This is a genomic window from Wolbachia endosymbiont of Ctenocephalides felis wCfeJ (assembly GCF_012277315.1).
Lineage (GTDB): Bacteria > Pseudomonadota > Alphaproteobacteria > Rickettsiales > Anaplasmataceae > Wolbachia.
This window is the reverse complement of record NZ_CP051157.1, coordinates 824,089-844,406: the sequence shown is the minus strand read 5'-3', so window position 1 is coordinate 844,406 and position 20,318 is coordinate 824,089. Positions and strand designations below refer to the sequence as shown.

The window sequence follows — 20,318 nt, the reverse complement described above, 5'->3', positions numbered from 1 at the left end:
GATTGACAAAGGTTATAAACGAAAATTTCCTGGACTCGCCAAAAATCAAGAGAAACTAGTTCTCAATAAAAAATAAAATTCATTAAAATATTAACAACATTACTTGCCTGCAAATTAAGTTTGTGTTAAGTTATTGATAATATAGTTTAACTTTTTAGGAATAATAATGACAATCTATCACCATACTATAGAGCACTTAGAAGTGCCTGATGTGCAGAACATAACACAATCAGTAATGTCTATAGTGCAAGAAGTAAGGAATAAAATGAGTCTTGTCTCAGACATAATAAAACCTGGAATACAGGGTATATTCTATACTACAGGAGGAGCATTATTTACATACGCTTATAGGTTTTTCACACAACAAAAAAGTTACGAAGATGGTTATATGAAGGGTCAAATAGATGGTTATAACAAAGGCTACAGAGAAGGCTTTAACCAAGGCTATAATGAGGGCTTTAATCAAGTTGCCTTAATTGCTGGAGCTGCCTGCGTTGGAGCCGCTGTTGGAACTGCAGCTACTATGTGTTATGCTCAGCATAAACAGCAGAATACCCAAATGACTGATGCTCAAGTATGTGAGATACGTAGTCTGCCATCTCGAGCAATGTAATAACTCATTGGCTTTAAATGAGGCTAGAGACTTATTTTTTCAGTAAACTTCTCTGAATCATAAATGTCACTGGTTCATACTCGATCCTATAGCTTAAGCATAAATTCAACACTCGGTGTCAACTATTTAGAATCTTCTGCCCCAAATGGTTTACGTTATTATGCCTTGGAATTTTGAAGACGATCTAATATCAACGACAAGCTCTGAGCCTGTTAAAATCTTCTTCAGCGTGGTATGATGATCTCGTTAGTGGACTTGATGCGACCACTAAAAATCCCTTAGAGTAAGCAACGTATTTATAATGCTCGAATTCTTCTGGGGTAACATACCTATCAATTTTTGCATGCTTTGGAGTCGGTTGCAGGTATTGACCGATTGTCATAAAATCAACTTCAGCACTTCGTAAATCGTCCATAACCTGAAGTACTTCTTCTTTTGTTTCTCCAAGGCCAACCATAAGCCCTGACTTAGTAAAAAGCTTAGGATTAATTTGTTTTACCATCTTCAGCAAATATAGTGAATGAAAATAACGAGCCCTTGGCCTTATTTTTGCGTATAGTCTTGGTACTGTTTCGATATTGTGATTATAGACATCAGGTGATGCAACAGCAATCGCTTCAAATGCTCCTTTCTTATTTAAAAAGTCAGGAGTTAAAATCTCTATTGTTGTTTCCGGAGCAATTTTTCTAATTTCTTCTATACACTTTATAAATTGACCTGCACCACCATCTGGTAAATCATCACGGTCAACAGAGGTAATAACAACATGTTTTAAGTTTAACTTTTTTATTGCCTTTGCTAAATTTTCCGGCTCGTGAGGATCCAATTTATCAGGAATACCAGTTGCAACGTTGCAAAATGCGCAAGCACGAGTGCAAACAGAACCGAGAATCATCACAGTAGCGTGACGTTTGTTCCAGCATTCGCCAATATTTGGACACGCAGCTTCTTCGCACACTGTATGCAGATTATGCAGCTTAACGGTATTTAAAGTTTCATTAAATATTTCACCAGTTGGAGCTTTTGCTCTGAGCCATGGAGGCTTACTATGCATCTGAAACGGCTAATTCTACCTTTTGCTTTGCCAAAACTTTTCTTAACCTTCTTTTTATCTTTTGTGCCTTCTCGCTTAGTTTGACTGTCCTAGTGTTGAGCAGAAAAGCATCGAGATCACCTTTATAGTCTATAGTCCTCAAGGTCCTAGCTGCCACGCGAAATTTAAATTTTTTGTTCAATATGTTACTCATCAACGTAACATTATGTAAATTTAAGAAAAAGGTACGTTTAGTTTTACGGTTTGAATGTGATACCTTATTACCAAAAGATTTCTTTCTATTTGTTAGCTCGCAAACTCTACTCACTTTAACATACCAAGTTATTCTATGTAATTAGATTATCCTATACAGCAAAATAGTCAATACTTTCCTGCTTAATTTTTATACCATATACTGCCTTATAACCAAAAAATATTGTGATCCTTTCTACTATAAGAGAGATCATATGCTGAATTTCCAGTGCTTTACTGCCATTTGTCACTATCAGATGCAAAACACCCGAATTTATATTTTGTGCATATGAGATCTTCCTTGGCTTTGTACACTTTGCTATTTCTTCCCCTACTATATTTCGCCAGTTTAAAACAAGACGTATTTCGTTTTTGCTCATCCTGCTCTTCATACACTTTAACGCATAATTTTCTACTATAGATTTTAATTTTTTTGGTCCGCTGTGTTTAAGCATTTTCCTCCTATGAATCAGATTTTTCCATGGTTACAACATAGTGTGATGGATACTGTTTATAAGCTCCGGTAGCTGTATCAATAACAAAACCAGGCCACCACAATAAGTTTAACAAAGCAACCTTATTAAAACTCTCACCTACCATCACATTTAATTGCCTGTAACCTGCTTTTGTACAATCAATAGATAATGGCCCTGACCCTCGTTGAATAAGCACTACTCTAGGATTAGATGTAAGAGAATGGCTCATTCCTGATGGATCATATATAGTACATTTAACTTTTTCTATCAAGTTACCTTCATCATCTACTACCTTAATTCGAATTGTCTGCGTAAGACCAGAAAATATTGTTGCAAAACAACCGGTTAGTAATACAGTCATAAACAATATTAAACAAGTATTTAGTAAATTAGAAAGTATATACCTCTTAAACATAATAATCCCAAATTTTATAATATAAATTTAGCATAAATGCGATTGTTTGTCAATCCCAGCATGGGGATCTGAGGGTTTCTTGTCGTTTAATCTGCACAGATGAAGGTAACCGAATACCTCCGGTACCGTGACAAGAGAACTTGCTAGGGTTGTCAAGTAACTTTTTTCGTTCAGCTTTTATGACTAAAAGAGCCTGTTTGATTTATTGTAGTTCCGAGCTATGTTAACTCAATCCAAGCTGTTTGTATGGCTTCAAGTATTTTTTCATTACAATGCTTTTCATCGTCATCAAACCCCTCTAAGCTCAGGACTTTTTTTTTAAGCTCAATAAACCTGATATTAATTACATCCTCATCTGGAAATTTTTCCTCTAAGGCTTCTGCGATGTCTTCTATATCAAGCCATTTCATATCTTGCACCTTCTCAATAAACTAAATTGGTGCCCCAGTAATATCAAAAACGAACTCCTCTCACAACCTTTATTTTAAATAGGTAAAATTAGCCATATTTCATACTTTTTTATTAACTTTTGGTTACTTAAAGGAACCCACCTAGTTGAGAACTAACAAAAAAATTAAGGTAAATTGATGCGACAAAATAGAATTGAAATTTTAACCGAGTCAATAAAAGATTTTTTGTCGTCATTAACTTCAACCAAGTTTCTACGGTCTGCTATTCTAACTAATACCAATACACAGGACAGTTAATGGCATCAACTTAAGAGCCTCCATCAGCAACTTTCCTAAAGGCACGATGGCGCTTGGACTTATCTACCTTATTGCAACTATAGAGAGAACACAGTCACTGACGTTTTTCCTTAAGTTGATATCATTGGCTGAACAGATACAGATAATTATGAAATGCAGATTATTGCTGGAGGGTTTTCTTGTACGCTGTAGTAACTATAGTTTAGTTTTTAGATATTAATAATTTAACTTATTTGACTTATAAATGGATATTAGTTATTATATTAATAGTTTATTAATATAATAGGTTAACATTATGACAGATTTTATCAATGATTATACAAATTTTTTTGAGGATGGCGCTTATTATGAGGTGTCTAAGTTTAACGCAGATAATTCAGAATCCTCAGAACTTGAACTTTTATCTTTAACCCGTAATGCATGTGGATATGGAGAGGTTCAATTTGCAAATTGGCATAACAAATTTGGAATGGTAGAAACATTTAAGCCACACTCTATATTATTATATCCAGAATTACTAGAAGAATGGGAATGCTCTAACGACTGGACAAGCTGTTCTATCAACAAATACACATTAGATAAAGGAGCTTTATCTTTAGATGGAAAAGAATTAAAATTTAATATAACTCTGAAAGAAGGCAGGCCTTCAAAAGAGTTCAATGTAATTAGCATTAGAAAGTTTTAATGTTAGAAGCTTTGAACCTGTTGGTAGGAGTAGCTTAATTACTTCTATTTCAACTATATCTGTTCAGGCAATGGTATCAACTTAAGAGGCTCAATCAGCAAACTCTCCTAAAGAGATGATGTACCTTATCGCAACTATAGAGAGAACACAATCACTGACACTTTTCCTTAAGTTGACGCCATTGACAGAACAGTAATGTGGCATATCCGATCTCTGTGTGGTGGAAATTTGTAATAACGAAGTTTGGCATTAGCTGCTTTGCTATTTCAACTGCCATAACTAAATCAACATATTTTTATATAAGGAGAACTATGAAAAATACCGAAGAAAAAACTTATGAGTTTAAAATAAACGGTTTACCTCTAGTAAAAGCTGTAGAGCTCACACCTAAACTTGTGGTTAAAAACAGAGTTCAAAACCCTTCAATAACAACTATTATAGAACCTATCTATATACCACAACCTTTAGCTGAAGACAAGGAAGAAAGCCAAAATGATTCAATAGAGACTATTATAGAGCCACCTTCCGTTGATAGTGAAACTAATGAGCAAGAGCAAAACATTCCTGATAGTTCTTCTGCTAATGAAATAGAAATATGTTTTGATAGTACAGACAGTTCTGAAGGTGAAACATCATCAAAAAAGTTATCTCAATCAATTATAGCCGGTATCGTCGGTATAGTGGTATTGGTCAATTGTATTGCATTATATATCATGAAGATGCCTGTAGCGGCAGCAACTCTAGGAATAGCTGGATTAGTAGCTAGTATAGGTTTTGTGTTGTATAACCTTTTAAAGCCTAGTACTGCACTTGCAGAAATTAAAAATGTGAACCAACCAATCCTTCTTGAATCCAGTAATACATACAATAATCATCAAAATCTTCAGTAAGCAATTAATAATCTGTATGGTCCCAGAGTGTGATGGTATGGGCTTAGCTGAATTTCATGCACAATTACCTTGAGAAGAGAGAACTTTTCGAGAAAAAGCTAGAAAACCCATTTTGAAGCTAGGTAGGATTTTTAGGAAACCGTACCTCTAAGGTCAAAGAGTACTTGTAATGTTCCTTGGAATGCTAAGAAAGATATCTTTAATGATCTTGCTGTCACGGGGTAAAACTACACTTAAGTTTAATAGCTTTTTGATCTCTTCAAAAGAAAGGTTTACACCACAATTAGCAAGCCAGCTAGTTCCAATAAACCTTAAGATAAGTGCGTAAATAATTGATTTCTTAATAAAAATTGATTTTTTTAAAATTTTGTGTATTATTAAATTAATACAGTGAGGACTATAGCATGAAGTAACAGAAGAAAATACTATAAAAACTAGGGAAGAGTTCATAAACACTCAAAATGGAATGCGAATTCAAAAGATAGTGATGTCAAGCTCAAAGATTAATATAGATAATAAAGAAAAGAAGCATATAGTTTACTTCCCGGGGCTTACATATACTTTTGAAAAGGAACCAGATGAAGACAAAGGAGAATGGAACTGGGCTGCTGAAGCAGGTATGGATGTTCACTTTATTAATTTTCCTGGCTCTGGAAAAAGCAAAGGTAATTCTTTAAATGGTCAGAATCGAGTAAATGCAGGTATTGAAGTCATTTCAGATCTTTTAAAGCAAGGTATTCGCCCTAACAACATAGTGTTATATGGTAGTTGCGCTGGAGGGCTAATAGCTGCCGAAACTTACAAGAGATTTAAGGATGACAATGTCCATTTAAGGTGTATCATCAATAAGTCTTTCAGCTCGTTCAAAAAACTTATAGTCAAATTACTACACGTATCAAAACCAAAATGGCTATTTCCTCCTATAATAAAATTTATACTCAAATGCTTTGGATGGCATTTTAAACCACACACAATAATTAACGATATTACTCCATATACAATCTGTTTCAATTTAGAGAATGATGGTTTTATTAATAAAAAGGCAACTATAGGTGCTAAAATTGCTGATATAGAAACAAGCGATAGGAAAAAAGACTATCAAAAAAAAGAAATCTTTGAAGGTTTTGAGGAATACAAAGAATTTTTTATAGAGCATACTAATTTAACTAAAATACCAAAAACAAAAAATCCTGAACCCAAGGTTGGAGTAATAAAAAAATGTTGGAATAAGTTTTTATCGTTGCTACCTATCAAAGCAGATGATATTCATTTTTCTCCGATTACAGAGTTATGCTCATCAAATGAACATAATTATACTCTTCCTGAATTGATTTCACTCTTTTTAGAACTCACAGATAATTATTTTGAAAAGAAAGTATCTCTTAAGCAAGAACATGAAGAAAAACCATCTGCACAAGAACAAGGACATAAAGTTTGTTCTGAACAGGAAACCTTAATCTCAGAAGTAGGTATTACAAAAGCAAATCCACCTACAATAAATAGTATGATTTGCAAAACCTGAATAATGGAGACGTAAAACAAGAAATATAAATCTTTGTCTCTGAATGCACTACCCAAAGCCTATTTATGGAGACGTAAGCTAGAAGAAGGGAAATACGCCAGTGTAAAGGAAATGAGCGTAAAATTTAAGATGAGTATGAGAAGAATACATCAAATTTTAAGGTTAAATTATTTAGCTCAAAAGATCAAAGAAGATATAATAAACAGGAGACAACCAAATAACTTAAGACTAGCTGATTTAATAGAGATTCCAACGTTGTGGAGTGAGCAGCTAGAAAAGTTTTATGGACTCGCTGCTTAATTTATACAGGAGAAAAACATTATGAAAACACCAAAAAAAGCATGGAAAGATATTGCCAAAAAGTTAAAAAATAGGAAAAGTACTTCTTCTGCAAAAGGGACTGCTATAGAGAAATCAAGAGCTATGCCAACAGATGTTGAAATTGCCTGTGCTGTGTTTATTAAACAGGCCAGCAGCTAGAATGCCTAGCATTATTGTGTTGTTTACTACAGTAGTGTTTATTTCTGGTAAAGCTGTAGCAGTAGTATTACCATGTCCTCTAAAAGTAAGTAGAGCTGGAGATTCTGTGGGTGATATTAAACCCTTGACCCAATTAACAATACTATTGTTTGTCCATGAATTGCTTGATACTACATCACGGCGATTACGATTTCCATGCTGATAAGACGACAGAAATTCAACAATTTGTGAATAGCCTTTACTTTTTGCAACATCTAATGGCGTCTGACCAACCCTATCTCTAGCTTTGACATTGACTCCTAGCTCTATAAGATATTTTACTGTATCTAACTGATCATCATTAGCAGCAATGTGAAGAGGAGTATACCCATCATTGGTCTTAGCATTAATATCAGCGCCTTTCTCTACAAGGTATTCTGCTACATCTAATGTACTATCATGAGCAGCAATATGAAGAGGAGTAAGCCCACCACTGGTCTTAGCATTAACATCAACACCTTTCTCTACAAGGTATTTTACTACATCTAATTTACCATTAAAAGCAGCATAATGTAAAGGAGTAGACCTATCATCGATCTCAGCGCCTTTCTCCACAAGGTATTTTACTATATCCAAATTGCCTTGCTTAGCAGCCAAATGCAGAGGTGTGTAGCCCATTTCATCTTGAGCACTAATATCACCACTTTTTTCCACAAGATATTTCACTGCATTTAGGTCACCTTGTTCAGTAGCTAAGTGTAAAGATGTATCGCTATATTCCTCTGTAACCTGTTCTTCACCTGTTTCAGTAGACAAAATTTGTTTGAGATCATCTATAAAATTTTTTAAATTTTCTATATCTTCTACATCGCCTAAAAGTTCCCTAACTGTTTCTAGAGCTTGCTCCTGTCCACGTTTTGTACCTAAGTACCGATTGGCTACCTGTAAACCATGCTCCCAACCCAGTTTATCTACCAGCTGATATACATGATACATAAAGATTACTGAGTAATATATACCTTTTCCTGCACTTCGCTTTGAACGACGAAGCTCACCCGTATTATCTTCGCTTGAGCTTATAATATCGTTTATTAATCTGCTTACTTCTGCCTGACTAATTTTGCCACTAAAATTACTTTGCTTTAAAATGCCAGACTGTAGTAGCTGAATAACAATATCTTTTTTAATTGTATTACTTGATTGTTGCTGATTCACATGCATTTTAGCCCCCTAAGTATAACTAAAAATTACCTACACTAAAACTAAATGGCTATAAACAATTTATGTAAATCTCAAATATAGCCTTACTTGTAACACGAATATTTTTAGTGTCAATAACTTTTTTAGTAAAGTTCATATAGATTAAAAATCAAAGAAGTTGTGCCAAAGCAAGCAATGTCATCGTAAGCAGTTACGCAGTTTATTTGAAAATATAGTCTAGAGCTGGAGTGAGAGGAACTATGTTAATTACAATCAGCATAATCAACTTGCAGCAGAGAAAAATTAGCTTCAAGGTTTATAATCTATTGCCACTGTATTTACAATTTTATCATGAAGAAACTGCTTTCGTCGGTCAAATATTGCACATATGAAAATTAGTATTATGCCCACAAAGATTAAGCCTGATGAAGGGTCAAGCCACCATTCGGAGGTATAATTATTAAAAATTTCCCTTCTCGTGATGAGTATAGGGAAGTGAATAACTTCAAAAGGGGCATGCCTAATTATCGCTTGCATTAGAGTAATATTGTTAAGTGTATCTGCACCTTTTATATGAATGCCGCATAACAATTGTCCTGGAGTGCCACCAAATCTTCTTATCATGAATACTTCAAATATTATTGATAGCAAGCAAAATAAACAAATATAACTATACACAATTAATGGTTTAAATTCAGCAAGACCCAAAGTCATTTTTGCAAAAGAAAGAAAGGCTAAGAGAGTTCCCATAATAATAAAATGGTCAATAACATATGCTATAGTACGCCTAGTTATTCCTACATAATTTAGATTCAAGTAGCATTTTTCAGACCTGTAACTAATTACTACTGTTTTTGCAATTTTATCATAAAAAGTCTGCTTGTGTTGATCAAATATCAATAGCTAAGCACTGATAAAAGTCCCTTAACAGTACTTCTTATCATTACTTGCTTTAAAGCACCATTTTCAAGTGTATTTGCATCTTTTTGGATGTAAAAGTCTTCTAGGAATTGTTCTCTTAAACTCCAAGATATTTTGTTCAACATTGAAACAGGATTCAGTATACTCAATCTAAAACTAGCATGTAATTATTCATAATTCAACCGCTTTATTTTCAATGCTTTAGTAAAAATGCTATATCAATTAGCGCCACAAGCATTTTAAATATTGACTTTTACCAAAACCGCAATAAAGCATGTATCTTTGAGAGAGCTTGTTTGGTAAAAATAAGGTTGCGAAAATAGAGGCTTGAAATTGTGGTAGCGAAGTTGGACAAATCAGTTCATATCTAGATCTGGCAGAAGTAAGGTAATCAAGATAATTGACGTATCCTTTTGCGTGTAGACTTCTTAAATTGCTAATAATGCCTACCTTGTTTTTTCGCTGCAGACTCTACACGCACATTACTTCTTAGGGACTGAGATACATTTTCTTCATCTATAGTTTGTATTGCCGCTTTTCTCAAATTTTTTAAGTCCTCATTACTTAAGTACTCAGCTATCTGTAAATGAGCAGGACCTCCCTTACTCAAACCATCAAAGTGTTTAATGACTATTTCACCTATATTTAAAGCTTCTACTCTTTGTTTCGCTTTCTTGAATAAATAGTCTAGATCGTTGCCATATATAGAAAATTTATTTTGATAGTTACTTCTTTCTAATACTTTTGTGAATTGTTCATTCCACATATAGCATACTAGCTTATCAATACTCTTGCTTACCAAAATACTATAAAACGTAATATCTACACCGACCTTTTCTTCTTTCATTTTTTTTATTTCATCTAGACATTTATCCCAATATTCGGACATTTCTCTATGTTCTACTAAGTAATCTGGCTTTCGTATTCTAGAACCCTTTAACTTAATTGTGTGTGCTATCAGAGACTTTGCTACCTCTACATGAAAACATTCTACAGCTTCGTGTAAAGGAGTATACCTATATATGTTCTGCAAATTAACCTTAGCCCCTTTTTCTATCAAAGTATCCACTACATCCTTATGGCCATTACTAGCAGCCGAATGTAACGCAGTATTCCAAAAATAACCTCTTACATTAACATCTATCCCTTTTTCTATCAAAGTATCTACTACATCTTTATGGCCATTACTAGCGGCTAAATGTAAAGGAGTACCTTCATCCCTGTTATGTAAATTAATCACAGCCCCTTTTTCTATCAAAGTATCCACTACGTCCTTGTTACCATTACTGGCAGCTAAATGTAAAGGGGTATTCAAAAGGCAACACTTTACATTAATCACAGCCCCTTTTTCTATCAAAGTATCCACTACGTCCTTGTTACCATTCCGAGCAGCATTATGTAAGGGAGTAAATCTTTTATTATCTCTTTCATCAATCTTAGCTCCTGTATTTAATAGAGTCTCTACTATGTCTTTGGAGCCAAGGCCAGCAGCCAAATGTAAAGGCGTAGTTCCATAATTATCTTTTTCGTCAATCTTAGCTCCTGCGTTTAACAAAATTTCTACCACATCTTTATAGCTGCTAAGAGCAGCCCTACGTATAGGACGATTACTGAGAGCAACACAATGTAGAGGAGTAAATCCACAATTATCTTTTTCATCAGCCTTAGCCCCTGTGTCTAATAGGGTTTCTACTATATCCTTGAAACCAAGCCCAGCAGCCAAGTGTAAAGGAGTAGTTCCATAATCATCTTTTGCATCGATCTTAGCTCCTGCGTTTAATAGAGTTTCTACTATATCTCTATACCCATTAAGAATGGCTAAATGTAAAGGTGTAAATCCATAGTCATCTTTTTCATCAATTTTAGCCCCTATGTTCAATAGAGTCTCTACTATATTTTTATGACCACATCCAACAGCTAGGTGTAATGGTGTAGATCCATGATAATTTTTTGCGTTAACATCAACTCCATGTGATGCTAGATGTTGAACTATTTCTAAGTGGCCACTTTGAGCTGCTGAATGTATGTTATACGGTTTGCTTGCTGATCCAGATTGCATAAACCCTCCTTAACATAATAAGTGTATTTAATCTAAAATTAGCATGGAATTATCCATAGCTCAACCACTTTATTTTTATTTTAGCAAAAATGCTATATCGGATAGAAGCTTGAAATTGTTTCAAAAAAGCTAAGCAAATTAGTTCGTATCTAGACTTGGTAGAAATAAGCTAATATAGATGGTTTTGCGTTGTATTAAATTACTACAAATAAAAGTTCAAACAGGTTATGCAAGAAATCTAACACTTAGTTCTCGTAGACAAAAGCTCTGTCATCTCTTTATAACCATGATAAATAGCATAATGTAGAGGAGTTAACCCTTCTTTATCTACAATATTAGCATCAGCTCCCTCCTTCAGTAAGAGCTCTGCTATTACTTTATCATTAATCTGCACAGCAAAATGTAAAGGAGTACATCTATTCTCATCCAGTGCATTAATATTTATTTCTTTTGTAAGTAAAAACTTCACTATTTCTTCATGACCTTTCGAAGCCGCTGAATGTAAAAGAGTAAATCCTTCTTTATCTACTGTACAAATATCTGCCCCCTCCTGGAGTAAAAATTCTACCATTTCTCTTTTGCCTTGGTGAACAGCATGGCGTAAAGGAGTCCAACCATGCTGATCTTCTGCATTGATGTCTCCTCCTTTTTTAAGGAAAAATTTTACTAACCCTTTGTCGTTATTTCCAATAGCAAAATGTAGCAGAGTATATCCTTGCTGATATTTTGCATTAATGTTTGCTCCTTTTTCAAGTAAAAACTCTACCATCTCCCTATAATCTTCCGAAATAGCATAATGTAAAAGAGTAAATCCTTCTTTATCTACTGTACAAATATTTGCCCCCTCCTGGAGTAAAAATTCTGCCATTTCTCTATTGCCTTGGTGAACAACATGATGTAAAGGAGTCCAACCACGATGATCTTCTGCATCAATGTTCACTCCTTTTTTAAGTAAAAACTTCACTAACCCTTTCTTATTATTCCAAGCAGCAAAATGTAATAGAGTCCCACCTTGATGATCTGCTACATTAATGTTTGCTCCTTTTTTAAGTAAAAACTTCACCATTTCCTCATGACCTTCCGAAATAGCATAATGTAACGGAGTACATTGCTCTCTATCTACTGCATTAACATTTGCCCCTTTTTCAAATAAGAACTCCACTATCTCTTTTTTATTATTAAAAGCAGCAAGATGAACAAGAGTACATCCATCCTCATCTGCTAAATTAACATTCACCCCCTCTTCTATTAGTCTTTGAACTTGCTTTATATCTCCTTCCGTAATAGCAGCAAAAAGTTGTTCATTTGACTTCACAGGTGGTATATCTACATGCGCATTCCAAAACTCAAAGCCCTTAGTATGACTTTGGGCTCCCTCATAAGCGTGATTTAAAAAGGTATCTATATCCGATAAATTTGCTGTTTTTATTAATACAGGTTGGTAAATAGCTAGACCTTCTTTACTTTGTGCTGAACGGTAAGGTATCGCAAAAACAAGAGTTATTTCTTCTGGATCTCTGATATCATATGCCTCAAAAAAGAGCGATTCATCACGCTTATCATTCTGCGTCAAAAAACCATCATAGGCAAATAGAACATAATCATTGCATGGAGAAGAAAGCATAGACTGCAGTCGTTCTCGAGCTGTGGCTACTGCTCGTTCGTATGAGGTATCATCTGGCACTCGTTCAAACTGACGTTTGCCTGCATTTTGTATAGCAATTAGTGGTACAACATTTTCACCAGACTCTAACTGCCAAACCATATGAGCTGTGAAAAAACCAACAAATTGTGCAAAATCATTCATATGTAAAATTTATCACTGTATGCAACTGTTTATACAAAATTTGAATGTTCGTAAAACAAACAAGCTCTTTTGCCTACTAATGTCTACAAACCAGCGTCGTAAAGTTTTTAATTTTCTACTTTTACCAAAACCGCAATAAAGTATGTATCTTTGTGAGGGCTTGTTTGGTGAAAATAGGGTTGCGAAAATAGAGGCTTGAAATTGTTGCAACAAAGTTAGGCAAATTGGTTCGTATGTAAATTTAGTGAAAATAGGATAATATAGCTGATTTCAGCGCATAGCAAAGTCACTATAAACAAAAGTTCGTAAGGAACGAGCGATAACCCATTCCAAATAAACTTTCTCTAACAGAGTTACCCTTTTGGTACTGGAAAGTGGATATAAATCTCGAGATGTCAAGAATATATATTATTAAATTAAGCAGCGTCTTAAAAAAGATGCAAATCATTTTGGCTATCATAATCATAAATATTAAGCTTAACTAGTGGGATATAAGACTGGTGTACATTTTCTCCCGTTCTTCCTGTGTCAGACCAAAATGACCACAATATAAAACCACTAGTAGACGGGGCTAGTTGTTCATTGCTTGAGGCTTTAATAGCGTGTTTCATTGGATGCTGACTTTCTTTACTACTATCTTGTTGTAACTGAATATCGTCATTGTCTATTGATTGGGTTAGTCGTTTGTTGGTTAAATTATTGTCGACATCTCTTTTACTTCGTAATAGAACTTTTATTTCTTCGTCAGTAGCCAAATTTAAAGGGGTTTGTCTATCTTTATTCCTAGCATTTATATAAATATCTTGTTTAATAAGATCGTTCACTTCAGTAGAATTACCTTCTTTTACTGCGACAAATAACTGTTTTATCTTTGATAAGAAATCATAAACTGCTTGATATTCAGTACTAAGGTCTAAAGGTGTATCACCATCTTCATTCTCAATATCAAAATAAGCACCTTTTTTTATGAGCTTTTTTACTATTTCTAGGTAACCTCTATTAGCAGCTAAATGTAACGGTGTGTATCCGAAAATGTTTTTCGTATTGACGCAGATTTCTTTTACTTCTAATAGTTCTTTTACTATATTTTCGTAACCCTCTCGAGTAGCAAAATGTAAAGGGGTATCTTGATGCATGTCCTCTATGTTAACATTTGCTCCTTTATCTAATAGAGCTTTCACTAACTCTAAGGCTTTTGTTGCATCCAAATTCTTAGCAGCCCAGTGTAAAGGGGTTTGTCTACCATTATCTTGAACATTAACATCAATTTCTGGACTTGCTAATAGAATATCTACTACTTTTTTATTGCCGTTTTGAACAGCTAAAATTAAAGGGACATTCCCAGCAATGTCTCGAAAATTAACATCAGCTCCTTCACGTATTAGACGTTGTATTAGCTCAATATCACCTGTATTATTGTGAATAGCATTTAATAATGCAATACTCTTTTCATTGCTCATTGCAAATTTCCTTCATAAAATTGTGACTCTATCGTGAAATCACTAATAATCTGTAAACCAAAACACAAGTGCAAGAAACCGTAATTATAAAAAGGAATTTATATCATGCTTGCTGGTTTCAGTTGCTGGAAATGGCACTTTATCAAATTATTAGCAATATATATCAAAGAGCTAGCTGATTCGTTTGGGAATAATTAACAAACTCATGGTAATTTTATACTTCAAACAGTAATGAGATTCTCATTTATTAGATTGTCCTTTTTGTAAACAACATTCCTAACTTGCTCGCCACTTTTTCTAGATAAGGCCAGTTAGAAGCCTGCCATTTCTTGTTGGTTACTTTATATCAATTTTTTTTATTTGCTTTTCAGATTTAGGTATGCTTATATTAAGAACCCCATCTGAAAAATTAGCAGATATTTTATCTTGGTCTACGTTCGCTGGAAGTTGAACAGACCTATAGAAAGAGCCATAATACCTTTCACGATGGTAGTGTTGCTCACTCTCTGACTCATTATTATGCTTTTTTTCACCTTTCACTATTAGATTATTACCAGATAGACTGATATTTACGTCTTCTTTAGAGATACCTGGCAATTTTAAAGACAGACAATAGTTCTCTTCTGTCTCATAAAAGCCACAAGCTGGTAATTTACCACTACCTTTTGTGAAAAGTTCTGTACCCAATCCCATAAAGGAATCACCAAACATATCATCAACGCCTTTTTGTAGACCACTTAAGCTAAAATTATCGCAGTTATTATTTTTATTTGGATGGACTTCATTACTAACATCATCAGGGGGATTTGGAGATTAGTGGCGTATTGCTACTGTATTCACGATTATATCGTAAAAAAGCCGCTTATGTCTATCGAACACTGCTGATATGAAAATTAGTATTATTACTACAAATGGTAAGATTGGGAAAGGTTCAGATAACCATTCAGAAATAGGCTTATCAAAAAATTCTTTTAGAGTAACTATACAACTTGCTACAAACATCAAGCAAAAAATATGTCTTACTATCGCTTGTAACAGAGTAATATTTTCAAGTGTACTTGCATCTTTTATGCGAATATCCCACAACAATTGTCCTGGAGTGCCGCCATATCTTCTTACCATGAATACTCCAAATATTATTGATAGCAGAACCCATGGCAGAAACCATAGGCAACTGAATGGTTTAATGTCATTAAGACCAAAAGTAATTTTTACAAAAAGGTAAAAAAGTCTAGAAATCAACCTAATAATTGCTAAATCACTAGACCATACATACGCACGTTTAATTATTCCCGTACAGTTTAGATTTAAGTGAAGTTTTCCGGGTTTGCAGTCAATTACTGCTGTTCTTGTAATTTTATCATAAAAAGTCCGTTTATGTTTATCAAATCTTGCAAATACTAAAACTAGAATCGGTAGAATCAAAAACCAATCAGAAATAAAGCTAGGTAACAATAAAAGTACCTTAAGAGTACTTCTTATCACTATCTCTGTTAAAGCGGCGCTGTCAAATGTAACTGCATTTTTTATGCGTATACCAATTAGCAATTTTCCTGGAGTCGAACCAAACATTATTATCATTAATGTCTCTAATACTATCATTAGTGCCATACACAACAATGATCCTAGTACTTCTTCTTGCAATGGCACAGAAGTTGTATCAGAAGAGATATAATCAAAAAATTCAATAAGGGGTTTACCTGATAATATAAATAGAATAGAAAAAACAAGTAAATAAAAGGATAGATATATTATTTGATCAACTACACCTGCTGCAACACGTTTAGTGATCTCTACATAGCTTGCCTTAACATTCACTTTCTTACCTAACACCATTATCTAATATTAGCAATTAATTGAATAATAGTAAAGTTAATCATTTTGATTAATCTATTTACCAATATGGCAAATCTACTAAATTAATATTAGTCAGGTAACAGACTTATTTACAATCGAACACTTGTACCAAGTCTTATTGGTAATAGAACAAATAGAAAAGAGCTGTTTTTGCCTATAGTTGGGGAGTTAAGCGAATTTACAAGATGTCTCATTTGTTTTCCCAATAACGAATGTTGGTATTAGTTAATAACTTAATAATATAGATTACTGAACTAACATCGCTAAACTTGGAAATAACAGGAAAATTTATGCTGATTTCATACTTTAAATAGAATGAAATTTTTTGTTCTCATTTATAGAAAACATTTCTCAACTTTTTCACCGCTTTTTCTGGGTAAGGTCAATTAATACCGGTAAAGCCTAAGACATCATTTAAAAAGTGGACAAGAATATTTTTATTTTTTTCAGTGCCAAATATTTTTTTAAATGTTAGGTCGCATTTTGGATCTAGAAACTTAGAAAAAGCCATAAGAAGTCAAGTGAAAAACCATTAATAATTATACACGATTCTGAGAAAATATTCAAGTTCAATATCGAATTTAGCGTTCAGCTATATTTACACAAAAAACAGATTCTCTTCAGCGTCATAAAAAATTTAATTATTTACTTGTTTACTTTTCTCAAAATTGCAAAAAAGTACCCACCTTTCTGAGAAAAATAGCTAAAAGTTAACGGATTATGGAAAGAAAACAAGAATTTTTGGCAAATAACTAGATAAAAAAGCCATACTTATAGATGGTTAAAACAGGCTACTGTGGCGGATTTTGTGTCACAGCAAATTACTTTGAGAAAAGTTCGTAAAATACAAATGGTGCCCATGGGGAGACTTGAACTCCCAAGGTCGCAAAACCCACGGATTTTAAGTCCGCTGCGTCTACCGATTCCGCCACACGGGCTCTTTTTATTTTACCTAGAATAGAACTCTACCACCAAATTAACTTCCATGTCTGCTGAGTAAGGAACTTCAGAATACTGAGGTACTCTTAAATATTTCACTGAATGCTCTTTGTTGTTCGTTTCCAGATAATCCGGAATCTTGCGTTCTTGTTTTTCTGCAGCCTCTATCACTACAGGAATTTTTGTTGCCCTCTCTCTTATTTTTACTATATCACCAGGTTTGACTCGATAACTTGATATGTTTACCACCTTATCATTAACTGTGACATGCTTATGAGATATAAGCTGTTTCGCTGAATAAATTGTTGGTGCAAGACCAGAATGATATAAAACAGAGCTTAACCTTGATTCTAAGATACCAATAAAATTATCAGCCGTGTAACCTTTTCTGTTATAAGCATCCAAAAATATACGCCTGAGCTGCTTACTTGAAATTGCATAATAAAACTTAAATTTCTTATGTGCAGCGAACTGCTTACCAAAATCAGATAACCTTTTAAACCCAAGAATACCGTGCTGACCTGGAGGATATTTTCTCTTATTTACTGGATCTTTTGCCCTACCCCACAAATTTATACCGAGCCTACGGCTGATCCTATACTTTCTATTGATAACAGTTGTCATATAAAAACTCTCACAATTTAACTCTAGATTATTAAGGATTTTAGCATTAAGTGTCAACTTGTTTTTGCTAGTATGATACATTATACTTCATTTTTAAGTTTTTCTGCTAGTATATGGATCATCTACCTTTGGAATCTATGGCAAACGCCATCCGCTTTTTATCAATCGATGCAGTGAAAAAAGCGAACTCTGGACATCCAGGTATGCCACTTGGCATGGCAGATGTTGCAACTGTTTTGTTTGCTAAGTATATAAATCATAACCCTGATGATTCCAAATGGTTCAATAGAGACCGTTTCGTTCTATCAAACGGCCATGGTTCAATGCTGCTATACTCCATATTATACCTGACAGGTTATATTAATATAGATGAGTTAAAAAACTTTAGGCAACTCACATCCAAAACTCCAGGTCATCCAGAATTTGGCCTGACTCCTGGAGTGGAGGCAACAACAGGCCCGCTCGGTCAGGGATTTGCCAATGCTGTTGGCATGGCACTTGCTGAATCGATTCTTGAAAAACAATTTGGAATTAGTCACTACACTTATGTAGTGTTAGGAGATGGTTGCCTTATGGAGGGAATAAGTCACGAAGCAGCATCACTTGCTGGACATCTTAAATTGAACAAACTAATAGCCCTTTTTGACGATAACGACATTTCTATAGACGGTGCTACTAGCCTTTCTTGTTCTGATGACGTAGAAAAGCGTTTTTCAGCTTATGGGTGGAATGTTAACAAAATTGATGGTCATGATTTTAACTCCATATCGCTTGCAATAGAGCAAGCGCAAAAATCTGACAAGCCGTCGCTTATTTGCTGCAAAACCATCATCGGAAAGTTTTCAAGCCTTGCTGGCACATCTTCCGCTCATAGTGGAGCTTTTACAGAGGAAGATATAAAAACAATGAGAGAGAAACTAAATTGGAATTACGAGCCGTTTCACGTACCAGAAGATGTGAAAAATGCCTGGATGAAAACAGTTGAGCGAGCAAAACAAAATTACAGTTCGGTGTCCTTGACTAGTGAGAATAAAGAACTTCACAGAAGACTTGATGAGAGTGCACCAGATTCGGTGTCATTCCAGTGCTTGACACTGGAATCTAGGAAAGAAGGAAAAGAATGGATCCCAGTGTCCGCTACTCGGATGACAAGAGAAAGTATTGTGATGACAAAGAGTGAGACTGGGATAACAGAGGAGTTTCAAAGAAAACTTAATAAGCGTTTGCCGGATAATATCGCTGGTGTTTTAGCTGACCTGAAGAAACAAATATGTGAGCTAATGCCAAACGAAGCTACACGTTCTTCTTTCGGCATGGTAATGGAACTTTTAACACAACATGTGCCAGAACTAATCGGCGGATCTGCTGATCTTACTGGGTCAAACTGCACTAAATATAAGCATATGAAGATAATAAATAGAGACTATTATAATGGTTCTTATATGCACTATGGAGTAAGAGAGCATGCTATGGCAGCTTGTATGAATGGCATGGCTCTTCATGGTGGAATTCTTCCTTATGGCGGCACTTTTTTGGTATTCTCTGACTATTGCCGTCCTGCCATACGCCTTTCAGCTTTAATGAAACAGCAGGTTATATATGTAATGACCCACGACTCAATTGGAGTAGGAGAAGATGGTCCAACTCATCAACCGATAGAGCATTTAGCCTCTTTGCGTGCTATACCAAATCTATATGTTTTTAGACCAGCCGATGCGGCTGAAACTTTAGAATGTGTTAGCGTTGCACTGGAAAAAAAAGAGGCACCTGCACTATTTGCACTCTCAAGGCAAAATGTCAATTACATGCGCAAATTCCACTTTGATGCTCACCAATCTGCCAACCTATCGAAGTTTGGTGCATACATTTTATGTGAATGCTCAGAGAAATTAGAAGTGACGATATTTGCTACCGGATCTGAAGTTGAAATTGCCATTGAAGCAAGGGAAAAACTGCAGGAAAAAGGTATAGGCACAAGGGTTGTCTCTATGCCATGCTGGAGGCTTTTTGATGAGCAAAGCGATGAGTATAAAGCATCAATATTAAATAATGACAGCATTAAAGTTGCAATTGAAGCTGGAAGTGAAATGGGTTGGCATAAATATATAGGCTTAAATGGTATATTCATTGGCATGAAAAGCTTTGGAGAATCAGCACCTTATAAAACACTTTATGAGCATTTTAATATCAACGCCGACCATGTAGTAAAATGCGTGTGCGAGAAATTAATTTGTGCTCAGTAGATTTCTTGCATAACAAACTAATTGTTGGCAGCACACCAGGCATGTATTTAACAGAAATGAAAAAACTACTTGGTAAGCTTTGGCAGTTTCATTACCGCAGTAATAAGGTTATTTCTGACTCAAAACTTGTTTTTGATCTGCAGGCTCAATGACAAA

Annotated in this window: 19 protein-coding genes, 1 tRNA gene and 2 pseudogenes; 7 read left to right on the top strand and 15 right to left on the bottom strand. The window is 34.6% G+C overall.

Annotated elements, in window-relative coordinates; all coding sequences use genetic code 11:
* The first annotated feature begins 166 nt into the window (after positions 1-166).
* Positions 167-613 (top strand): hypothetical protein, encoded by a 447-nt coding sequence (locus HF196_RS04125; protein WP_246198528.1) that lies wholly within the window; start codon positions 167-169, stop codon positions 611-613.
* A gap of 190 nt (positions 614-803) precedes the next feature.
* Here HF196_RS04125 and lipA read toward each other — a convergent pair whose 3' ends face one another.
* From lipA to iscX, 5 genes are all read right to left on the bottom strand, one after another.
* Positions 804-1,667 (bottom strand): lipoyl synthase, encoded by an 864-nt coding sequence (lipA, locus tag HF196_RS04120; protein WP_168455938.1) that lies wholly within the window; start codon positions 1,665-1,667, stop codon positions 804-806.
* The gene (gene rpmB / locus HF196_RS04115; RefSeq protein WP_168455937.1) at positions 1,660-1,974 is read right to left on the bottom strand and encodes a 50S ribosomal protein L28; all 315 of its coding nucleotides are present in this window, start codon (positions 1,972-1,974) and stop codon (positions 1,660-1,662) included. The genes lipA and rpmB overlap by 8 nt, the downstream gene beginning before the upstream one ends.
* 37 nt (positions 1,975-2,011) lie before the next feature.
* The gene (locus tag HF196_RS04110; RefSeq protein WP_168455936.1) at positions 2,012-2,353 is read right to left on the bottom strand and encodes a DciA family protein; all 342 of its coding nucleotides are present in this window, start codon (positions 2,351-2,353) and stop codon (positions 2,012-2,014) included.
* 7 nt (positions 2,354-2,360) lie between these two features.
* Positions 2,361-2,789, bottom strand: coding sequence for a hypothetical protein (locus HF196_RS04105; RefSeq protein WP_168455935.1), 429 nt, complete (start codon positions 2,787-2,789; stop codon positions 2,361-2,363).
* A 218-nt stretch (positions 2,790-3,007) separates the two neighbouring features.
* The gene (iscX, locus tag HF196_RS04100; RefSeq protein ID WP_168455934.1) at positions 3,008-3,199 is read right to left on the bottom strand and encodes a Fe-S cluster assembly protein IscX; all 192 of its coding nucleotides are present in this window, start codon (positions 3,197-3,199) and stop codon (positions 3,008-3,010) included.
* A 592-nt stretch (positions 3,200-3,791) separates the two neighbouring features.
* Here iscX and HF196_RS04095 point away from each other — a divergent pair.
* From HF196_RS04095 to HF196_RS04080, 4 genes and pseudogenes are all read left to right on the top strand, one after another.
* Positions 3,792-4,181, top strand: a complete 390-nt coding sequence (locus tag HF196_RS04095) for a hypothetical protein (protein WP_168455933.1) — start codon at positions 3,792-3,794, stop codon at positions 4,179-4,181.
* Positions 4,182-4,492: 311 nt separating this feature from the next.
* Complete coding sequence (locus HF196_RS04090; protein ID WP_168455932.1) at positions 4,493-5,071, top strand: hypothetical protein; 579 nt, start codon at positions 4,493-4,495, stop codon at positions 5,069-5,071.
* A gap of 487 nt (positions 5,072-5,558) precedes the next feature.
* Positions 5,559-6,593: an alpha/beta hydrolase gene (locus HF196_RS05910; protein ID WP_246198527.1), complete on the top strand. Its 1,035-nt coding sequence runs from the start codon at positions 5,559-5,561 to the stop codon at positions 6,591-6,593.
* Positions 6,594-6,647: 54 nt separating this feature from the next.
* Positions 6,648-6,893 (top strand): annotated as a pseudogene (locus HF196_RS04080) (recombinase family protein); the annotation flags it as partial.
* Between the two features lie 114 nt (positions 6,894-7,007).
* Here HF196_RS04080 and HF196_RS04075 read toward each other — a convergent pair.
* The 10 genes and pseudogenes from HF196_RS04075 to rpsD all read right to left on the bottom strand — a co-directional run bounded on the left by HF196_RS04075 (position 7,008) and on the right by rpsD (position 17,919).
* Positions 7,008-8,273 (bottom strand): ankyrin repeat domain-containing protein, encoded by a 1,266-nt coding sequence (locus HF196_RS04075; RefSeq protein WP_168455930.1) that lies wholly within the window; start codon positions 8,271-8,273, stop codon positions 7,008-7,010.
* Positions 8,274-8,561: 288 nt separating this feature from the next.
* Positions 8,562-9,152 carry an RDD family protein gene (locus tag HF196_RS04070; protein ID WP_246198526.1) on the bottom strand — a complete coding sequence of 197 codons (591 nt, stop codon included), beginning with the start codon at positions 9,150-9,152 and terminating at the stop codon, positions 8,562-8,564.
* A gap of 457 nt (positions 9,153-9,609) precedes the next feature.
* Positions 9,610-11,232 (bottom strand): ankyrin repeat domain-containing protein, encoded by a 1,623-nt coding sequence (locus tag HF196_RS04065; RefSeq protein ID WP_168455929.1) that lies wholly within the window; start codon positions 11,230-11,232, stop codon positions 9,610-9,612.
* 238 nt (positions 11,233-11,470) lie between these two features.
* Positions 11,471-13,039, bottom strand: coding sequence for an ankyrin repeat domain-containing protein (locus HF196_RS04060; protein WP_168455928.1), 1,569 nt, complete (start codon positions 13,037-13,039; stop codon positions 11,471-11,473).
* 428 nt (positions 13,040-13,467) lie between these two features.
* A complete protein-coding gene (locus tag HF196_RS04055; RefSeq protein WP_168455927.1) occupies positions 13,468-14,499 on the bottom strand; it encodes an ankyrin repeat domain-containing protein in 1,032 nt (343 codons plus the stop codon).
* A gap of 336 nt (positions 14,500-14,835) precedes the next feature.
* A complete protein-coding gene (locus HF196_RS04050) occupies positions 14,836-15,210 on the bottom strand; it encodes an Hsp20/alpha crystallin family protein (protein WP_168455926.1) in 375 nt (124 codons plus the stop codon).
* Positions 15,211-15,312: 102 nt separating this feature from the next.
* Positions 15,313-16,317, bottom strand: a complete 1,005-nt coding sequence (locus HF196_RS04045; protein ID WP_168455925.1) for an RDD family protein — start codon at positions 16,315-16,317, stop codon at positions 15,313-15,315.
* A 424-nt stretch (positions 16,318-16,741) separates the two neighbouring features.
* Positions 16,742-16,867, bottom strand: a pseudogene (locus HF196_RS04040) (PD-(D/E)XK nuclease family transposase); the annotation flags it as partial.
* 340 nt (positions 16,868-17,207) lie between these two features.
* Positions 17,208-17,294, bottom strand: a tRNA-Leu gene (locus tag HF196_RS04035).
* 10 nt (positions 17,295-17,304) lie between these two features.
* Entirely contained in the window at positions 17,305-17,919 is a 615-nt protein-coding gene (gene rpsD / locus HF196_RS04030; protein WP_168455924.1) for a 30S ribosomal protein S4, read from the bottom strand.
* Between the two features lie 113 nt (positions 17,920-18,032).
* Between rpsD and HF196_RS04025 the strand changes: the two genes are divergently transcribed.
* Both HF196_RS04025 and HF196_RS04020 read left to right on the top strand, forming a co-directional pair.
* Positions 18,033-20,162 carry a transketolase family protein gene (locus tag HF196_RS04025; protein ID WP_168455923.1) on the top strand — a complete coding sequence of 710 codons (2,130 nt, stop codon included), beginning with the start codon at positions 18,033-18,035 and terminating at the stop codon, positions 20,160-20,162.
* A 5-nt stretch (positions 20,163-20,167) separates the two neighbouring features.
* The gene (locus tag HF196_RS04020; protein ID WP_168455922.1) at positions 20,168-20,314 is read left to right on the top strand and encodes a hypothetical protein; all 147 of its coding nucleotides are present in this window, start codon (positions 20,168-20,170) and stop codon (positions 20,312-20,314) included.
* Positions 20,315-20,318: the final 4 nt, after the last annotated feature.

Coding starts and splice junctions, on each gene's coding strand:
- HF196_RS04060 (WP_168455928.1), bottom strand. CDS start 13,039: ATGAATGATTTTGCACAATTTGTTGGTTTTTTCACAGCTCATATGGTT.
- HF196_RS04050 (WP_168455926.1), bottom strand. CDS start 15,210: ATGTTTGGTGATTCCTTTATGGGATTGGGTACAGAACTTTTCACAAAA.
- HF196_RS05910 (WP_246198527.1), top strand. CDS start 5,559: ATGTCAAGCTCAAAGATTAATATAGATAATAAAGAAAAGAAGCATATA.
- HF196_RS04055 (WP_168455927.1), bottom strand. CDS start 14,499: ATGAGCAATGAAAAGAGTATTGCATTATTAAATGCTATTCACAATAAT.
- HF196_RS04110 (WP_168455936.1), bottom strand. CDS start 2,353: ATGCTTAAACACAGCGGACCAAAAAAATTAAAATCTATAGTAGAAAAT.
- HF196_RS04095 (WP_168455933.1), top strand. CDS start 3,792: ATGACAGATTTTATCAATGATTATACAAATTTTTTTGAGGATGGCGCT.
- HF196_RS04075 (WP_168455930.1), bottom strand. CDS start 8,273: ATGCATGTGAATCAGCAACAATCAAGTAATACAATTAAAAAAGATATT.
- iscX (WP_168455934.1), bottom strand. CDS start 3,199: ATGAAATGGCTTGATATAGAAGACATCGCAGAAGCCTTAGAGGAAAAA.
- HF196_RS04090 (WP_168455932.1), top strand. CDS start 4,493: ATGAAAAATACCGAAGAAAAAACTTATGAGTTTAAAATAAACGGTTTA.
- HF196_RS04105 (WP_168455935.1), bottom strand. CDS start 2,789: ATGTTTAAGAGGTATATACTTTCTAATTTACTAAATACTTGTTTAATA.
- rpsD (WP_168455924.1), bottom strand. CDS start 17,919: ATGACAACTGTTATCAATAGAAAGTATAGGATCAGCCGTAGGCTCGGT.
- HF196_RS04025 (WP_168455923.1), top strand. CDS start 18,033: ATGGATCATCTACCTTTGGAATCTATGGCAAACGCCATCCGCTTTTTA.
- HF196_RS04125 (WP_246198528.1), top strand. CDS start 167: ATGACAATCTATCACCATACTATAGAGCACTTAGAAGTGCCTGATGTG.
- lipA (WP_168455938.1), bottom strand. CDS start 1,667: ATGCATAGTAAGCCTCCATGGCTCAGAGCAAAAGCTCCAACTGGTGAA.
- HF196_RS04065 (WP_168455929.1), bottom strand. CDS start 11,232: ATGCAATCTGGATCAGCAAGCAAACCGTATAACATACATTCAGCAGCT.